This is a genomic window from Microbacterium paraoxydans (genome assembly GCF_019056515.1).
Lineage (GTDB): Bacteria > Actinomycetota > Actinomycetes > Actinomycetales > Microbacteriaceae > Microbacterium.
In genome coordinates this window covers 2434027-2448297 of record NZ_CP064873.1, presented here as the reverse complement: position 1 = coordinate 2448297, position 14271 = coordinate 2434027, and the positions used below count along the sequence as shown (strand labels likewise).

General features: G+C 72.4%; 12 protein-coding genes and 1 pseudogene. 11 read left to right on the top strand and 2 right to left on the bottom strand.

Features of this window, described 5'->3' with window-relative positions; genetic code table 11:
• From IZR02_RS11890 to IZR02_RS11880, 3 genes and pseudogenes are all read left to right on the top strand, one after another.
• Positions 1-1206, top strand: a pseudogene (locus IZR02_RS11890) (substrate-binding domain-containing protein).
• 78 nt (positions 1207-1284) lie between these two features.
• The gene (locus tag IZR02_RS11885; RefSeq protein ID WP_025105583.1) at positions 1285-2136 is read left to right on the top strand and encodes a sugar phosphate isomerase/epimerase family protein; all 852 of its coding nucleotides are present in this window, start codon (positions 1285-1287) and stop codon (positions 2134-2136) included.
• Positions 2137-2180: 44 nt separating this feature from the next.
• The gene (locus tag IZR02_RS11880) at positions 2181-3188 is read left to right on the top strand and encodes a sugar phosphate isomerase/epimerase family protein (protein ID WP_217316480.1); all 1008 of its coding nucleotides are present in this window, start codon (positions 2181-2183) and stop codon (positions 3186-3188) included.
• Between the two features lie 25 nt (positions 3189-3213).
• Here IZR02_RS11880 and IZR02_RS11875 read toward each other — a convergent pair whose 3' ends face one another.
• Both IZR02_RS11875 and IZR02_RS11870 read right to left on the bottom strand, forming a co-directional pair.
• Positions 3214-4194 carry an NYN domain-containing protein gene (locus tag IZR02_RS11875; protein WP_025105585.1) on the bottom strand — a complete coding sequence of 327 codons (981 nt, stop codon included), beginning with the start codon at positions 4192-4194 and terminating at the stop codon, positions 3214-3216.
• Positions 4187-5182, bottom strand: coding sequence for a Gfo/Idh/MocA family protein (locus IZR02_RS11870; RefSeq protein ID WP_025105586.1), 996 nt, complete (start codon positions 5180-5182; stop codon positions 4187-4189). The genes IZR02_RS11875 and IZR02_RS11870 overlap by 8 nt, the downstream gene beginning before the upstream one ends.
• Positions 5183-5285: 103 nt before the next feature.
• On the opposite strand from IZR02_RS11870, the gene IZR02_RS11865 reads away from it, so the two are divergent.
• From IZR02_RS11865 to IZR02_RS11830, 8 genes are all read left to right on the top strand, one after another.
• Complete coding sequence (locus IZR02_RS11865; protein ID WP_025105587.1) at positions 5286-6680, top strand: NtaA/DmoA family FMN-dependent monooxygenase; 1395 nt, start codon at positions 5286-5288, stop codon at positions 6678-6680.
• Positions 6681-6811: 131 nt separating this feature from the next.
• Entirely contained in the window at positions 6812-8446 is a 1635-nt protein-coding gene (locus IZR02_RS11860) for a TIGR04028 family ABC transporter substrate-binding protein (protein WP_025105588.1), read from the top strand.
• 16 nt (positions 8447-8462) lie between these two features.
• Positions 8463-9440, top strand: a complete 978-nt coding sequence (locus IZR02_RS11855; protein WP_025105589.1) for an ABC transporter permease — start codon at positions 8463-8465, stop codon at positions 9438-9440.
• Positions 9437-10330 carry an ABC transporter permease gene (locus IZR02_RS11850; protein ID WP_025105590.1) on the top strand — a complete coding sequence of 298 codons (894 nt, stop codon included), beginning with the start codon at positions 9437-9439 and terminating at the stop codon, positions 10328-10330. Before IZR02_RS11855 ends, IZR02_RS11850 begins: the two co-directional genes overlap by 4 nt.
• Positions 10327-11955 carry a dipeptide ABC transporter ATP-binding protein gene (locus IZR02_RS11845; RefSeq protein WP_025105591.1) on the top strand — a complete coding sequence of 543 codons (1629 nt, stop codon included), beginning with the start codon at positions 10327-10329 and terminating at the stop codon, positions 11953-11955. The genes IZR02_RS11850 and IZR02_RS11845 overlap by 4 nt, the downstream gene beginning before the upstream one ends.
• On the top strand, positions 11952-13019 hold the full coding sequence (locus tag IZR02_RS11840) for a putative FMN-dependent luciferase-like monooxygenase (protein ID WP_025105592.1): 1068 nt from the start codon (positions 11952-11954) through the stop codon (positions 13017-13019). Before IZR02_RS11845 ends, IZR02_RS11840 begins: the two co-directional genes overlap by 4 nt.
• Positions 13016-13663 carry a CMD domain protein gene (locus IZR02_RS11835; protein ID WP_062764760.1) on the top strand — a complete coding sequence of 216 codons (648 nt, stop codon included), beginning with the start codon at positions 13016-13018 and terminating at the stop codon, positions 13661-13663. The genes IZR02_RS11840 and IZR02_RS11835 overlap by 4 nt, the downstream gene beginning before the upstream one ends.
• Positions 13660-14268 carry an alkylhydroperoxidase domain protein gene (locus IZR02_RS11830; RefSeq protein WP_025105594.1) on the top strand — a complete coding sequence of 203 codons (609 nt, stop codon included), beginning with the start codon at positions 13660-13662 and terminating at the stop codon, positions 14266-14268. The genes IZR02_RS11835 and IZR02_RS11830 overlap by 4 nt, the downstream gene beginning before the upstream one ends.
• Positions 14269-14271: the final 3 nt, after the last annotated feature.

Here is a 14271-nt window from a genome sequence, read left to right as displayed (position 1 = left end):
ATGCGACGATCGATGAAGATCGCCACCGCAGGGGTGGCCCTCTTCGGCCTCATCGCGCTCGCCGGGTGCACGACCGACCCGTCCGTGGCGCCGGCGGAGTCGGAGAACCCCGAGGAGTCGGCCGAGACCACCGAGTGGTTCGACCAGGAGCTCTTCGACAAGCAGGACGAGGAGCGCGGCGTCGACCCCCAGGGCCCCGCCGACCAGCCCTACCTGCAGCACATCAACGCCGAGATGGTCGACACGTCGGAGTTCGCCAGCACCGGCGCCAAGAAGGCCTGCTTCGCGAACGCCTCGATCTCGAACCCGTGGCGGCAGACGGGCTGGATCACGATGAACGAGCAGCTGAAGGTGCTGCAGGAGTCGGGCGCGATCAGCGAGATGGAGACCCGCGACGCGCAGGACTCCGACGACACCCAGATCGCCGACATCGACTACTTCATCTCCGAGGGAACTGCGACGTCTTCCTCATCTCGCCGAACAGCACGGCGGCGATGACCCCCGCGGTCGAGCGGCGTGCGAGACGGGCAAGCCGGTGGTCGTGTTCGACCGCGGCGTGAACACCGACTGCCCTGTCACGTTCATCCACCCGATCGGCGGCTTCGCCTGGGGCATCGACACCGCGGAGTTCCTCATCGACAACCTGGAAGAGGGCGACAAGGTCGTGGCTCTCCGGATCCTCCCCGGCGTCGACGTGCTGGAGCACCGCTGGCCGGAGCCGAGAAGCTGTTCGAGGAGGCCGGGATCGAGGCCGTCGACCACTTCACCGGTGCCGACCCCGCCGAGATCAAGAGCATCATCAGCGACGAGCTCGCCAAGGGTGACGTGCAGGGCATCTGGATGGACGCGGGTGACGGTGCCGTCGCCGCCATCGAGGCCTTCGAGGACGCCGGAGCCGACTACCCGGTGATGACCGGCGAGGACGAGATGAGCTTCCTGCGCAAGTGGAAGGACACGGGTCTCACCGGCCTCGCTCCGGTGTACTCGAACTTCCAGTGGCGCACCCCGCTGCTCGCGGCGCAGATGATCTTCGCGGGTGAAGAGGTGCCGAAGGAGTGGGTGCTCCCGCAGAAGCCGATCACCGAGGCCGAGCTGGACGACTACCTCGCGGCGAACGAGGGGATGCCCGACGGCCACTACGCCAAGTTCGGCGGCGAGGACCTCCCCGGCTACCCGACGGTCTGGCAGGAGCGTCAGATCCCGTAACCCCGTGTGCTCCCGCCCTTCCGCTCGGCCCGCGCCGAGTGGGAGGGTGGGAGCACCCGTACGATCACAAGGACAACGATGCCCCGCACGATCGCCGTCAACACCTGGGTCTGGACGTCTCCGCTGACGGACGACACCCTGGAGCCGCTCGCCCGCACGGCGGCGCGGATGGGCTACGACGCCCTGGAGCTGCCGCTGGAGAGCGTCGGCGACTGGGATCCCCTCCGGGCCCGCACCGTGCTGGACGGCCTCGGCATGGGCGCGGTCGTGGTCGGCGCGATGGGTCCTGGTCGCTCGCTGCTCGCGCGCGCCGGAGACGTCGCCGCGACGCAGGACTACCTCCGTGCGTGCCTGGACGCCGCGGCCGTGCTCGGGGCCTCGGTCGTCGCCGGTCCCTTCTACGCGCCGACCGGCGTCACCTGGCGCATGGACGAGGCGGAACGGAAGGAGGTCGTCGGCGAGCTCCGGGAGAACCTCGCTCCGCTCGCCAGGGAGGCCGCGGCGATCGGCGTGACGCTGGCCGTCGAGCCGCTCAACCGCTACGAGACCAGCGTGCTGAACACCGTGGCGCAGAGTCTCGACGCGCTGGCGCCGCTGCTCGGTGCCGGGGTGGGGGTGGCCCTCGACACCTACCACCTCAACATCGAGGAGAAGAGGCCGGCCGACGCGGTCCGCGCGGCCGGCGCCGCCATCGCGCACGTGCAGGTGTGCGGCAGCGACCGCGGTGCCGTGGGCGACGACCACACCGACTGGCCGGAGATGCTCCGCGCGCTCGACGACGCCGGCTACCGCGGCGCCCTGGGACTGGAGAGCTTCACGGGGGAGAACGCGACGATCGCCGTCGCCGCCTCCGTGTGGAGACCGCTCGCCGCCAGTCAGGACGACCTCGCCGCCCGCAGCATCGCCCACCTGCGCGCCCTCGGTGCCTGAACCCCCGCCCGCCGCACGAAGCCCGGCGATACGAAGGAGTATCCATGAGCAGTCACCCGGTCACCCTGTTCACCGGCCAGTGGGCCGACCTCCCGTTCGAGGAGGTGGCCCGCCTCGCCGCGAAGTGGGGCTACGACGGGCTGGAGATCGCCGCGTCCGGCGACCACCTGGACCTCCGTCGGGCGGACGAGGACGACGCCTATGTCGCCTCCCGGCGCGAGATCCTCGACCGGCACGGCCTGCAGGTGTTCGCGATCTCCAACCACCTGGCCGGGCAGGCGGTGTGCGACGACCCCATCGACTTCCGCCACGAGGACATCCTGCGCCCGTACATCTGGGGCGACGGCGAGGCCGAGGGCGTCCGGCAGCGGGCGGCGGAGGATATGAAGCGGGCGGCCCGGGTGGCCAGGAAGCTCGGCGTCGACACCGTCGTCGGCTTCACCGGTTCGTCGATCTGGCCCTATGTCGCGATGTTCCCGCCGGTGCCGGAGGCGGTGATCGCCCAGGGCTTCCAGGACTTCGCTGACCGGTGGAATCCGATCCTCGACGTGTTCGACGGGGAGGGGGTGCGCTTCGCCCACGAGGTCCACCCCGGGGAGATCGCCTATGACTACTGGTCGAGCGACCGTGCCCTCGACGCGATCGACCACCGCGATGCGTTCGGCTTCAACTGGGACCCCTCGCACATGATGTGGCAGAACATCGACCCCGTCGGCTTCATCGTCGACTTCGCCGACCGGATCTACCACGTCGACTGCAAGGACACCCGTCTGCGGCCGCGGAACGGCCGTGCCGGGGTCCTCGGCTCGCACCTGCCGTGGGGCGACCCCCGGCGCGGCTGGGACTTCGTCTCCACCGGCCACGGCGACGTGCCGTGGGAGGACGCCTTCCGTGCGCTCGACGCGATCGGCTATGACGGCCCGATCTCGATCGAGTGGGAGGACGCCGGCATGGACCGCCTGCACGGCGCGCCCGAGGCGCTCGGATTCGTGCGCTCCCTGCTGTGGCCGCCGCCCGCGGCCGCCTTCGACGCCGCGTTCCGCCACCAGTGACGGGCCCGGTGTCCCCGGGCCGTGCTCAGGGCTCCCGCAGGCGGACCAGGCGCTCGTGCCCGGTCTCCTCGAGCTCGGCGATGTCGTCGCGCGACTTGAGGAAGTCGGAGAACGACCGGTAGCCGAGGGCCTTCTCGCTGAAGGACGGGTCCATGCGGCGCATGTGCGTCTTGACCGCGGAGCTGTGCAGCCATTCGTCGGCGTCCGCCTTGTCGTGGCCGAGACGCAGCGCGCGCTCCAGGAGCCGTGTGGCCTCGCCCTGGTCGTCGATCTTCTCCTCGACCTTGGGCTCCTCGCCGGCGGTCTTCGTCTTGGCCTTCGCGCGCGACTTCGACGCCGTCTTGGGCTTCGGGGCGCCCGTGTCCGCGGTGACCGGCGCGGACGGCTCCGCCGGAACCTCGACCGCGGGGGCGACGGCGGGCTGTGCCGCCTTCGTCGGACGCGCCACGCCGGGGAGCGAGTCGTAGGACTCGAACTCGTCGCAGGCCGCAGCGAGGGACTTCGCCGTGGACCCGGCGACGCCCACGCCGATCACGTACCGGCCGAGGCGCTTGCAGCGCTGGGCCAGCGGCACATAGTCGCTGTCGCCCGCCACGATGACGACGTGGGTCAGGTCCGGCAGGCGGAACATGTCCTCGACCGCGTCGACCGCCAGCCGGATGTCCGCGCCGTTCTTCGCGTACGCCGCGGCCGGGAAGAGCTGCACGAGATCCACCGCGCGCGCCACGAGCTGCGAGCGGTACTCGGCGTTGACCGGCGACGACCAGTCCGCATACGCCCTCGTCAGCACGAGGGTGCCGAAGGACGCCGCGTAGTCGATGATGGCGCCGACCTCGATCATCGCCCGGTTCAGCCGCTCGGCGACCTCGGGGTCGTTCGGGTGCTCCGTGATGCGCTGGCGATCCTTGCCGTAGGAGTTGCGGCCGTGGACGCGGTCGTACCAGGAGATGACGATGTTGTCGAAGTCCAGGTACACCGCCACGCGGGCGTCGGTCGTCTCAGCCACGGTCGTCCTCCTCACCGGGGTACCGGACGCCGATCTGCGCGCGGATCTCGTCGAGGGCCCCCATGATGGCGACGCTCTCCGCGATGGGGAGGATGTCGCCCTCGAGGAGACCGTCGCGGACCAGACGCTCGGCCGCGAGTGCCTGGTACTGCATGCCGCGGCCCTCGACCTCCGAGACGTACTCCTCCTGCACGGTGCCGTCCGGCCGCACGACGCGGAAGGAGGTGGGGGTGTACCAGACCCGATCGATGTCGATGCGGGCCTCGGTGCCGACGATGCTCGCGGCGTTGGGGCCGGCACCGCGCGAGGAGGAGAGGCTCGTGGAGACCGCCCCGCTCTCGTGGATCATGACGGTGGCGACCTCGGAATCGGCTCCGGTCTCGACCAGACGCCCCACGGCGCGGATGGTGGTCGGTGCCCCGAGGATGTCCCAGATGAAGGAGATCGGGTAGATGCCGAGGTCGAGCAGCGCGCCGCCGCCGAGCTCGAGCGCATTCAGACGGTGGGTGGGGTCGGTGGGCAGCTGCTGCGTGTGGTCGGCGCTCACGGCGCGGATCTCACCCAGGGCGCCGTCGGCGAGGAGCTCGCGGATGCGGACCATGTGCGGCAGGTAGCGCGTCCACATCGCCTCCATCACGAGCAGCCCGCGCTCGGCGGCGAGCCGCTGGAGGTCTTCGGCCTGGGCGCGGTTGAGGGTGAACGCCTTCTCCACGAGCACGTGCTTGCCGTGCTCCAGGGCGAGCCGGGCGTTCTCGTGGTGCATCGGATGCGGCGTGGAGACGTAGATGATGTCCACGTCGGGATCGGAGACCAGCGCCTCGTACGACGGATGCGCGTGCGCGATGTCGAAGCGTGCGGCGAAGGCGTCGGCCGACTCCTGCGAGCGCGAGCCCACCGCGACGAGGTCGAGTCCGGCCGTGCGCAGATCGGATGCGAAGGCGCCGGCGATGCCGCCGGTCGCGAGGATTCCCCAACGAAGTCCAGTCATCCTCTCAGCGTAGAGGGTGGCGCATGTGACCGTCTGTGACATCCGGTGACCTCCGGCTTCCGCCCCGTGGCCCGGGTGGCGGCCGCGGTCCTACCGTGTCGGCATGACGGAACCCCTCGTGATCGGCGCCATGGTGCGCACCCTCGGTGCCTACCCCTCCGGGTGGCGGTACCCCGGAGCCCACCGCGACCCCGCGGGAGACGCCGACATCCTCCGCCGCATCGCGCGTGAGGGGGAGGACGCGGGCCTGGACTACCTCTTCTTCGGCGACTGGCTGGCGACCGGGCCCGACCTGGAGTTCCGTGATCCCTACCTGCTCGCCCGCATCGACCCGCTGAGCGCGGTGCTGTTCCTCGCCGGGGTGACCTCCCGGATCGGACTCATCGCGACGGTCAACACCACCTATGCCGACCCGTACGCCACGGCGCGGGCCCTGGCCTCCCTCGACGTCCTCACCGACGGCCGGGCGGGGATCAACCTCGTCACCGGCGCCGAGCCGCGGGCCGCAGGGAACCACGGCCGTGAGGCCCACGCCGACACCGAGACGCGCTACGACCGGGCGGAGGAGTTCGTCGTCGCCCTGCGCCGGCTCTGGGACTCCTGGGACGAGGACGCCTGGATCGCGGATGCCGAGCGCGGCGTGCTCATCGACCCCCGGGGGCTGCGCGCCGCGGACGTCCAGGGCGCACACGTGCGGGTCGCCGGCCCGCTCAACGTCGCCCGCCCGCCGCAGGGGCGCATCCCGATCGTGCACGCGGGGACCTCGCCGCGGTCGCGGGCGCTCGCGGCGACCGCCGCCGACCTCGCCCTCATCGCCGCCCCCACCCTCGCCGACGCCGTGGCCACGCGGCGGCTGCTGCGGGAGATCGCGGCGGAGGCGGGCCGTCCCGCGGAGGAGCTGAAGGTCATCGCCCCGGTGCTCCCCGTCGTCGCGGAGTCCGACGCCGCCGCCCACCGGATCGTCCGGCGGCTGCTGGAGCTCGTCCCGCTCGCGGAGGGCGGGCAGCGGGAACGCGTCGGGTTCCCGGCGAACCGCACGGTGGAGGCTCTGGCCGACGCGCTGGAGGTGGCCGCCGACGACCCGCTGCGGGCCGCAGCCTTCGACACTCCGGTGACGGTCGCCGAGGCCGCACGCCTGGGGGAGCGGGGCGCCGCGCTCGTCGAACGGCTCGCGGGGATCGCCGGACTCCGGGTCGGGACGCCGGACGCCCCGACCTGGCGGCATCTCGTCGCCGCGCACGCCGTCCCTGCGGCCTTCGTCGTCGGCGACGCCGGCACGATCGCCGACCACTTCGCGCACTGGCGCGACGAGGGCGCCGCCGACGGCTTCAACGTCCTCTCGGCGTTCCAGCCCGGGCAGTTCGAGGCCTTCACCCGCCTCGCAGCCCCCGAGCTCCGTCGTCGCGGTCTTCTCCGGACCCCGGAGGAGACCGGTCAGGGGGCCGGTGCGGAGACGCTGCGCGACCGCCTCCGTGTGACGTCGCGAGTCGGCGCGTGACCACGCGTGTCGTCTCGCGACACCCGGAGTCCGCGGCCTCGCCGCTGCACCCCGCCGCTTCCTACCGTGAACACCACCCGCACTGCACCCGCACCCGACACCCTGCCTTCCGAACCCGAGGAGTCCTCCGCATGAACCGCCGCCTCATCCGCACCGCCGCCGTCGCGGTCCCGCTCGTCCTGGCGGGCAGCCTCGCCGCCTGCGCCAGCTCGCCCGCCCCGGGGAACACCCCGGCCGCGGCGGGGGACCCCGTCTCCGGCGGCACGCTCACCTACCTCGAGCACCAGGCCTACACGAACCTGTATCCGCCGCAGGCCGGCTTCTACCCGAACGGCGGCATCGTCAACAACATCGCCGCCCGGCTCACCTGGCAGAACCCGGAGACGCTCGAGATCGAGCCCTGGATCGCCGCGGAGTGGACCGTGAACGACGACGCCACGGAGTACACCTTCGACCTCAACCCTGACGTGACGTTCTCGGACGGCACGCCCGTGGACGCCGCCGCCGTGGCGAAGAACTTCGACACCTACGGGCTGGGCGACGCCGAGCGCGGGCTCACCGTCTCCGAGGCCATCAACAACTACGCCGGCAGCGAGGCGGTCGACGAGGACACCGTGACGTTCCGCTTCAGCGCGCCGTCGCCCGGATTCCTGCAGGCGACGTCGACCATCAACTCGGGACTGCTGTCCCCCGAGACCCTGGACGGCACGATCGAGGACTTCGGCGCGGGCAACGCGGAGAACATCATCGGCTCCGGCCCCTTCACCGTCACGGACGAGAAGCTCGGTACCGAGTACACCCTCACCGCCCGCGATGACTACGCCTGGGGCCCGGACAGCGCCGAGAACGACGGCCGTCCGTACCTCGACGCCGTGCACGTGCTGGTCACCCCCGAGGACTCCGTCCGCATCGGGTCGCTGCTCGCGGGCCAGGCCGACTACGTCCGCTACGTCCAGGCGTTCGACGAGGACCGCGTCGAGGGCGCCGGATTCACGCTGTACGCCCCGCAGACCCGCGGCGTGAACAACTCGATCGCCCTCCGCCCGGAGAACCCGCTGCTGTCTGACATCCGCGTGCGCCAGGCGATCATCGCCGCGGTCGACGCGCAGGAGGTCGTCGACACCCTGTTCACCGAGAACTACCCGGTGGCCACGTCGGTGCTGTCCTCGCAGGCCGCGGGATACAAGGACGAGTCCGCGCACTACGCCCACGATCCGGAGAAGGCGGAAGCGCTGCTCGACGAGGCAGGCTGGGTGCCCGGCGCCGACGGCATCAGGGAGAAGGACGGCGAGCGGCTGTCCATCACGGTCTACGAGGCCAAGCCGCAGCCCCTGTCGAAGCAGACCCTGGAGCTCGTGGCGCAGCAGCTCGCGGCGGTCGGCGTGGAGCTCACCGTCAAGCCCGGCGATGCGGGCAGCTACGCGGAGGACACCCGTGATCCGCTGAAGACGGGGTTCTACCACTCGATGGTCGGCCGTGCGGACCTCGACGTGATCAAGAGCCAGTACTTCACGAAGAACCGCGACGTGCTCATCTCTCAGGACGCGACGCTCGACGAGCTGCTGCTCGCCGTCGCCTCCGAGCCGGACGCCGAGAAGCGGGTGGCCGCCTCGCAGGCCGTGCAGGACTACATCGCGGAGCAGGCGTACGTGATCCCGCTCTTCGAGGAGCCGCAGGTCTACGGTGCGGCCACGTACGTGCACGGCGTCGCGTTCGAGTCGGTCGGCCGCCCCACGTTCTCCGGCGTGTGGCTCGCGGAGCACTGAGGACCACGGTGCCCCCATGACCTTCGTCCTCCGACGGGCCGGGCAGGCCGCGATCGTGCTGATCGCGGCCTTCACGGCCACGTTCTTCCTGTTGCAGCTGCTGCCGGGAGACGCCATCCTCATCAAGTTCTCCGACCCGAGCCTGGGGCTCTCGCCGGAGCAGCTCGACGACATCCGCGCGACCTACGGCGCCGACGTGCCGTGGGGGGAGCAGTACCTGCACGCGGGTCTCGGCTTCCTGGCGGGCGACTTCGGCTACTCGACCCAGTACGGCACCCCGGTGCGGACGATGCTGGCCGAGGCGCTGCCCGCCACGCTGCTGCTCGCGGCGCTCGGACTCCTGGTCGCTGTCGTGCTCGCGGTGCTGATCGCGGCGCTCTCCGCGCTCGCCCCCTTCGCGTGGCTGCGGGACGGCCTGCGGCAGGTGCCGGGACTGTTCGTCGCGGTGCCGGTGTTCTGGCTCGGCATCCTCCTCATCCAGGTGTTCTCGTTCGGGCTCGGCTGGGTGCCGATCGTGGGAGCCGACCCCGTCAGCGGCCTGTTCCTCCCCGTCCTCACGCTCGCCGTGCCGATCTCGGCGCCCCTCGCCCAGGTGCTGGTCCGCTCCATCGACCGGGTGCAGGCGCAGCCGTTCGTGACGGTGGTGCGGGCGAAGGGCGCGCCGCCGGCGTGGGTGCTCACGCGCTCGGTCGCGCGCAACGCCGCCGTCCCGACGCTCACCATCGCGGGGGTGCTGTTCGGAGAGCTCGTCGGAGGAGCGGTGGTCACCGAGACGGTCTTCGGCCGCACCGGCATCGGACGCCTCACGGAGCAGGCGGTCGCGAACCAGGACATCCCGGTGCTGCAGGGGGTGGTGCTGCTGTCGGCCCTGGGGTTCGTGGTGATCAGCTTCGCCGTCGACCTCGCCACGCCCCTGATCGATCCGCGGCAGCGGCGGGCGGCGCGCGCCGCCCGGTCCCGCCCCGTCCGTCCCGCCCAGGAGGTGCCCGCATGACCGCTCCCGTGATCGCGGAGACCACCGTCGAGACGCCCGGTGCCCCGCCCGCGCCGTCCGCCCCGGCTCCCGCCTCGGCCTCCCGTCCGCGACGACGCTTCCGCGCCTGGGGGCTGTACCTGGCGTTCGCGGTCGTCGCCGTGGCGGTGCTGTGGGCGGTGATCCCCGGAGTCTTCGCGCCGGGCGACCCGCTGACCGGCGTGCCCGCCGACAAGCTCCTGCCCCCGAGCGCCACGCACTGGTTCGGGACCGACGCGCTCGGCCGCGATCTGTTCGGCCGGGTCGTCCACGGCGCGGTGCACTCGCTGTCGGGTGCGCTGATCGCGGTGACGGTCGGCCTCGCGCTCGGCACGCTCCTCGGAGCCGTCGCCGGCGCGACCGGCGGCGTCGTGGACGACGTGCTGATGCGGATCGTCGACGTGCTGCTGGCCATCCCGGGGCTGCTGCTGTCGCTCTCCGTCATCATCCTGCTCGGCTTCGGCACCGTCAACGCGGCGATCGCCGTGGGACTCGGCAGCGTCGCAGCCTTCGCCCGGCTCATGCGCGCCGAGGTGGCGCGGGTGCGGCGCACCGAGTACGTCGAGGCGGCCTTCGGCAGCGGCGGCACCTTCGTCGCCGTGCTGCGCCGGCATGTGCTCCCGAACGCCCTCACCCCGATCGTCGCGCTCGCCGCCTTGCAGTTCGGCACGGCCATCCTCGCCATCTCCACCCTCGGCTTCCTCGGCTACGGGGCCCCGCCGCCCACCCCCGAGTGGGGGCTGCTGATCGCCGAGGGACGCAACTACATCGCGACCGCCTGGTGGCTCACGGCGCTGCCCGGCCTCGTGGTGGTCGCCGTCGTGCTCAGCGCCAACCGCGTCAGCCACCGGCTCGGAAGGAGCACCCGATGACCGCGCCAACACCCGTCCTCACCGCGACGGACCTGCGGGTCTCGTACGCCGCCCGCGAGGTCGTGCGCGGCCTCTCGTTCGCCATCGCCGAGGGGGAGACGCTCGCCTTGGTCGGCGAGTCGGGATCCGGCAAGTCCACCACGGCGCACGCCCTCCTCGGCCTGCTGCCGGAGGGCGGACGGGTCGAGGGCGGTCGCGTCCGGCTCGGCGACCTCGACATCTCCGGATGGTCGGATCGGGCGTTCCGCGGCATCCGCGGGTCGGAGATCGGGCTGGTGCCGCAGGATCCGACGACGTCGCTCGACCCGGTGCGCCCCGTCGGCGTGCAGGTCGCCGAGGTGCTGCGCCTGCACGGTCATCGCGACCGTCGTTCCCGGAACGCCCGCGTGCTCGAGCTGCTCGACCGCGTCGGGCTGGACGACCCCGATCTGCGCGCCCGACAGTATCCGCACGAGCTCTCCGGCGGCATGCGGCAGCGCGTCCTCATCGCGGCCGCGATCGCCCTCCGCCCTCGGCTGCTCATCGCGGACGAGCCCACCAGTGCCCTCGACGCCACGGTGCAGCGCCGCGTGCTGGACCTGCTGGACGAGCTGCAGCGCGAGGACGGCACGAGCATCCTGCTCGTGACGCACGACCTCGGCGTCGCCGCGGACCGGGCGGCGCGGATCGCGGTGCTGAAGGACGGCCGGATCGTGGAGCAGGGGCCGAGTGCGCAGGTGCTCGCCGATCCGGAAGACCCGTACACGCGGCAGCTGCTCGCCGACGCGCCGGCCTTCACGACCGGCTTCCGACGCCCGGACGCGCCGCCGTTCCTCCGGGATGCCGCGGCGGTTGCCGCCGAGAAGCCGTGGGAGATCGTGGCCGCGGGCCTCGTGAAGGAGTTCCGGGTCTCGGGACGCGAACGCTTCCGGGCGGTCGACGACGTCTCCTTCCGGGTGCGGCGCGGGACGACCCATGCGCTGGTCGGCGAGTCCGGATCGGGCAAGTCCACGACCGCGCGCCTGGTCACGCGCTTCCTCCGTCCGGACGCCGGGACCGTGGAGCTCGCAGGGGAGGACGCGACGGCCGTCGAGGGGGCGCGACTGCGTGCGCTGCGCCGGCGGATCCAGCTCGTGTACCAGAACCCCTTCGCCTCCCTCGACCCACGGCAGCAGATCGCCGACATCGTGGCCGAGCCGCTGCACAACTTCCGCATCGGGACCCGCTCCGAGCGTCGGGATCGGGCGGTCGCGCTGCTCGAACGCGTGGCGCTGCCGGCGGATGCGGCACGCCGCACCCCGAGCGAGCTGTCCGGCGGGCAGCGCCAGCGGGTCGCGATCGCGCGGGCGCTCGCCGTCGACCCGGAGATCCTCGTGCTCGACGAGGCGGTGTCGGCGCTCGACGTGACGGTGCAGGCGCGCATCCTCGAACTGCTCTCCGCACTCCAGGCCGAGCTCGGACTCACCTACCTCTTCATCTCGCACGACCTCGCCGTGGTGCGCCGCATCAGCCACACCGTCTCCGTCATGCACCGCGGTCGCGTGGTGGAGGACGGGCCGACCGAAGAGCTGTTCCACGACCCGCAGCACGAGAACACCCGGGAGCTGCTGGCCGCGGTCCCCGGACGAACGGAGATCCTCGCATGAGCACCACCCCTCGTCCCACCGTCGCGTTCTTCACGCGGCTCCTCGACGACGCGTCCCCGGCCGACCGCTACCGCCTCGCCCTGGCGCAGATCCGGCACGCCGAGGAGCACGGCGTGGGGAGGGCGTGGGTGGCGCAGCACCACTTCCGGGCGGCGGAAGGCGGGCTGCCCTCGCCGCTCGTCTTCCTCGCGCACGCGGCGGCACGCACCTCGCGGATCCGCCTCGGCACCGGGATCATCACCCTGCCCCTCGAAGACCCGGTCCGCGTGGCCGAGGACGCCGTGGTGGCCAACCTGCTCGCCGACGGGCGGATCGACCTCGGGCTCGGCAGCGGCGGTACCCCGTCATCCTTCGCGCCCTTCGGGGAGGACGTGCGCGACAAGGTGCCCACCTACGACCGCAAGCTCAGTCTCCTGCTCGACGCTCTCGCCGGCCGGGACATCGGTGCGGGGAACACGCTGTATCCGGACGCGGGGTCGCTGGCCGCGCGCATCTGGCAGGCGACGTTCTCGGCCCCCGGCGGTCATCGGGCGGGCGTCCACGGTCACGGACTGCTGCTGTCCCGCACGCAGCCCCGCCCCCACGACCGGCTGCACGCGCCGCTGTCCGCGCTGCAGGACCCCATCATCGACGCGTACCTCGACGCGCTGCCCGCCGAGGCGACCCCGCGCATCACCGCTTCCCGCACCGTGTTCGTGGCGGACGACCGCGCCGAGGCGCTCCGGTTCGCCGAGGTCGGGTTGCGGCGGGCGGCCGAGGGCTTCCGTCGGCAGGGCCAGACCATCCCCGGAAACGACCTCGACGACCTCATCGCCGCTCTCGACACGCATCTCGGCACGCCCGAGGAGGTCGCCGCCTCGCTCGCCGCCGACACCACGCTGCACCGCGCGACCGAGGTGGCATTCCAGGTGCACTCGGTCGACGCACCGCACGCCCACGTCCTGCGCTCGATCGAGCTGTTCGCGACCGAGGTCGCCCCGGCCCTCGGCTACGCGCTGACCCCGCCGGATCCCGAGAGCACCCGCACTGCCGAGAACACCCCCACCGTGAAGGAGAACGCATGACCGCCGACATCGTCGACCAGCTGACGGGGGTGACGCCGGAGCTGGATGCGCTGCGTCGTCGCCGCCCCGTGACCAGGGAGCAGCTCCAGGCGAGCTTCGACGCGCTGTTCCACCCGGTCTCCGCGGAGCACGTCTCGCTCGCCGAGCGCGCGCTCATCGCGGCGTTCGCGACCGCTCTCGCCGGTGCCGACGACCCCACGGCGGAGTTCTACGCCGGAAAGGCCCGCGAGATCGACCCGGAGCGCGCCGCGATCGTCGCCCGGGAGGCCGAGGCCGCCGCGACCACCGGACCGTTCGGCGCCTACACCGAACGCGGGCTGGAGGCCGAGAGCACCGACGGCGCGCGGTACGTGCCGGACGAGGCGGCGTCGGCTGCCCTGGGGGAGCGCCTCGCGGCGGCTCTCGCGCACACGCACCTGCTGGTGTTCCGCCCGCGCGAGGCATCCGGCGCCGACCTCGGCCGCCTGCACGACGCCGGCTGGTCGACGGACGGCATCGTCACGCTGTCGCAGCTCGTGTCGTTCCTCGCCTTCCAGCAGCGGGTCGTCACCGGCCTGCGGGTGCTCCAGGACGCCGGGCTCACCGCCACCGCCACAGCCACCGACACCGCCGCCGACACCGACACCGACGAGGAGGCCGCATGACCGCCGCCGACACCGTGCTCCGGCACGACGACGCCCCCTATCCCGACGCCTTCACCCGCGCCGAGGTCGGCTGGACGCCGCACCTCGCGCCGCTGGCGGAGGAGGATCTCACCCCGCGACACCTCGATGGCCTCGTTGACGCCGCCCGCGCGAAGAACGAGTACTTCCGGCTGCTCGCGCGCGACCCCGAGGTGCTCCGCGCACGCACCCTCGTCGACAAGGACATCTTCTACAACACCGCGGAGGGGCTCCCGCGCGCGGAGCGGGAGCTCGCGGCCACCGCCGCCTCCCGCCGCAACGGCTGCGTCTTCTGCGCGTCGGTGCACTCCCGGTTCGCGGCGCATCACGGCAAGCGGCCGGAGGACGTCGACGCGCTCCTCGCCGAGGGCGTGGACGCGGACCTCGGGGAGCGCTGGAACGCGATCGTCGCCGCCGCGGTCGCGCTGACCGACACGCCCCGCGTGTTCGGAGCCGCGCACATCGCCCGCCTCCGTGCGGCCGGACTGGACGACCTGGAGATCGCGGACGTCGTGCACGGCGCGGCCTTCTTCAACTGGGCGAACCGGCTGATGCTCTCGCTCGGCCGCCCTGTCGCTCCCGCCTGATCT

Coding starts and splice junctions, on each gene's coding strand:
- IZR02_RS11865 (WP_025105587.1), top strand. CDS start 5,286: ATGACGGAACCCCTCGTGATCGGCGCCATGGTGCGCACCCTCGGTGCC.
- IZR02_RS11855 (WP_025105589.1), top strand. CDS start 8,463: ATGACCTTCGTCCTCCGACGGGCCGGGCAGGCCGCGATCGTGCTGATC.
- IZR02_RS11880 (WP_217316480.1), top strand. CDS start 2,181: ATGAGCAGTCACCCGGTCACCCTGTTCACCGGCCAGTGGGCCGACCTC.
- IZR02_RS11835 (WP_062764760.1), top strand. CDS start 13,016: ATGACCGCCGACATCGTCGACCAGCTGACGGGGGTGACGCCGGAGCTG.
- IZR02_RS11850 (WP_025105590.1), top strand. CDS start 9,437: ATGACCGCTCCCGTGATCGCGGAGACCACCGTCGAGACGCCCGGTGCC.
- IZR02_RS11840 (WP_025105592.1), top strand. CDS start 11,952: ATGAGCACCACCCCTCGTCCCACCGTCGCGTTCTTCACGCGGCTCCTC.
- IZR02_RS11885 (WP_025105583.1), top strand. CDS start 1,285: ATGCCCCGCACGATCGCCGTCAACACCTGGGTCTGGACGTCTCCGCTG.
- IZR02_RS11830 (WP_025105594.1), top strand. CDS start 13,660: ATGACCGCCGCCGACACCGTGCTCCGGCACGACGACGCCCCCTATCCC.
- IZR02_RS11870 (WP_025105586.1), bottom strand. CDS start 5,182: ATGACTGGACTTCGTTGGGGAATCCTCGCGACCGGCGGCATCGCCGGC.
- IZR02_RS11860 (WP_025105588.1), top strand. CDS start 6,812: ATGAACCGCCGCCTCATCCGCACCGCCGCCGTCGCGGTCCCGCTCGTC.
- IZR02_RS11845 (WP_025105591.1), top strand. CDS start 10,327: ATGACCGCGCCAACACCCGTCCTCACCGCGACGGACCTGCGGGTCTCG.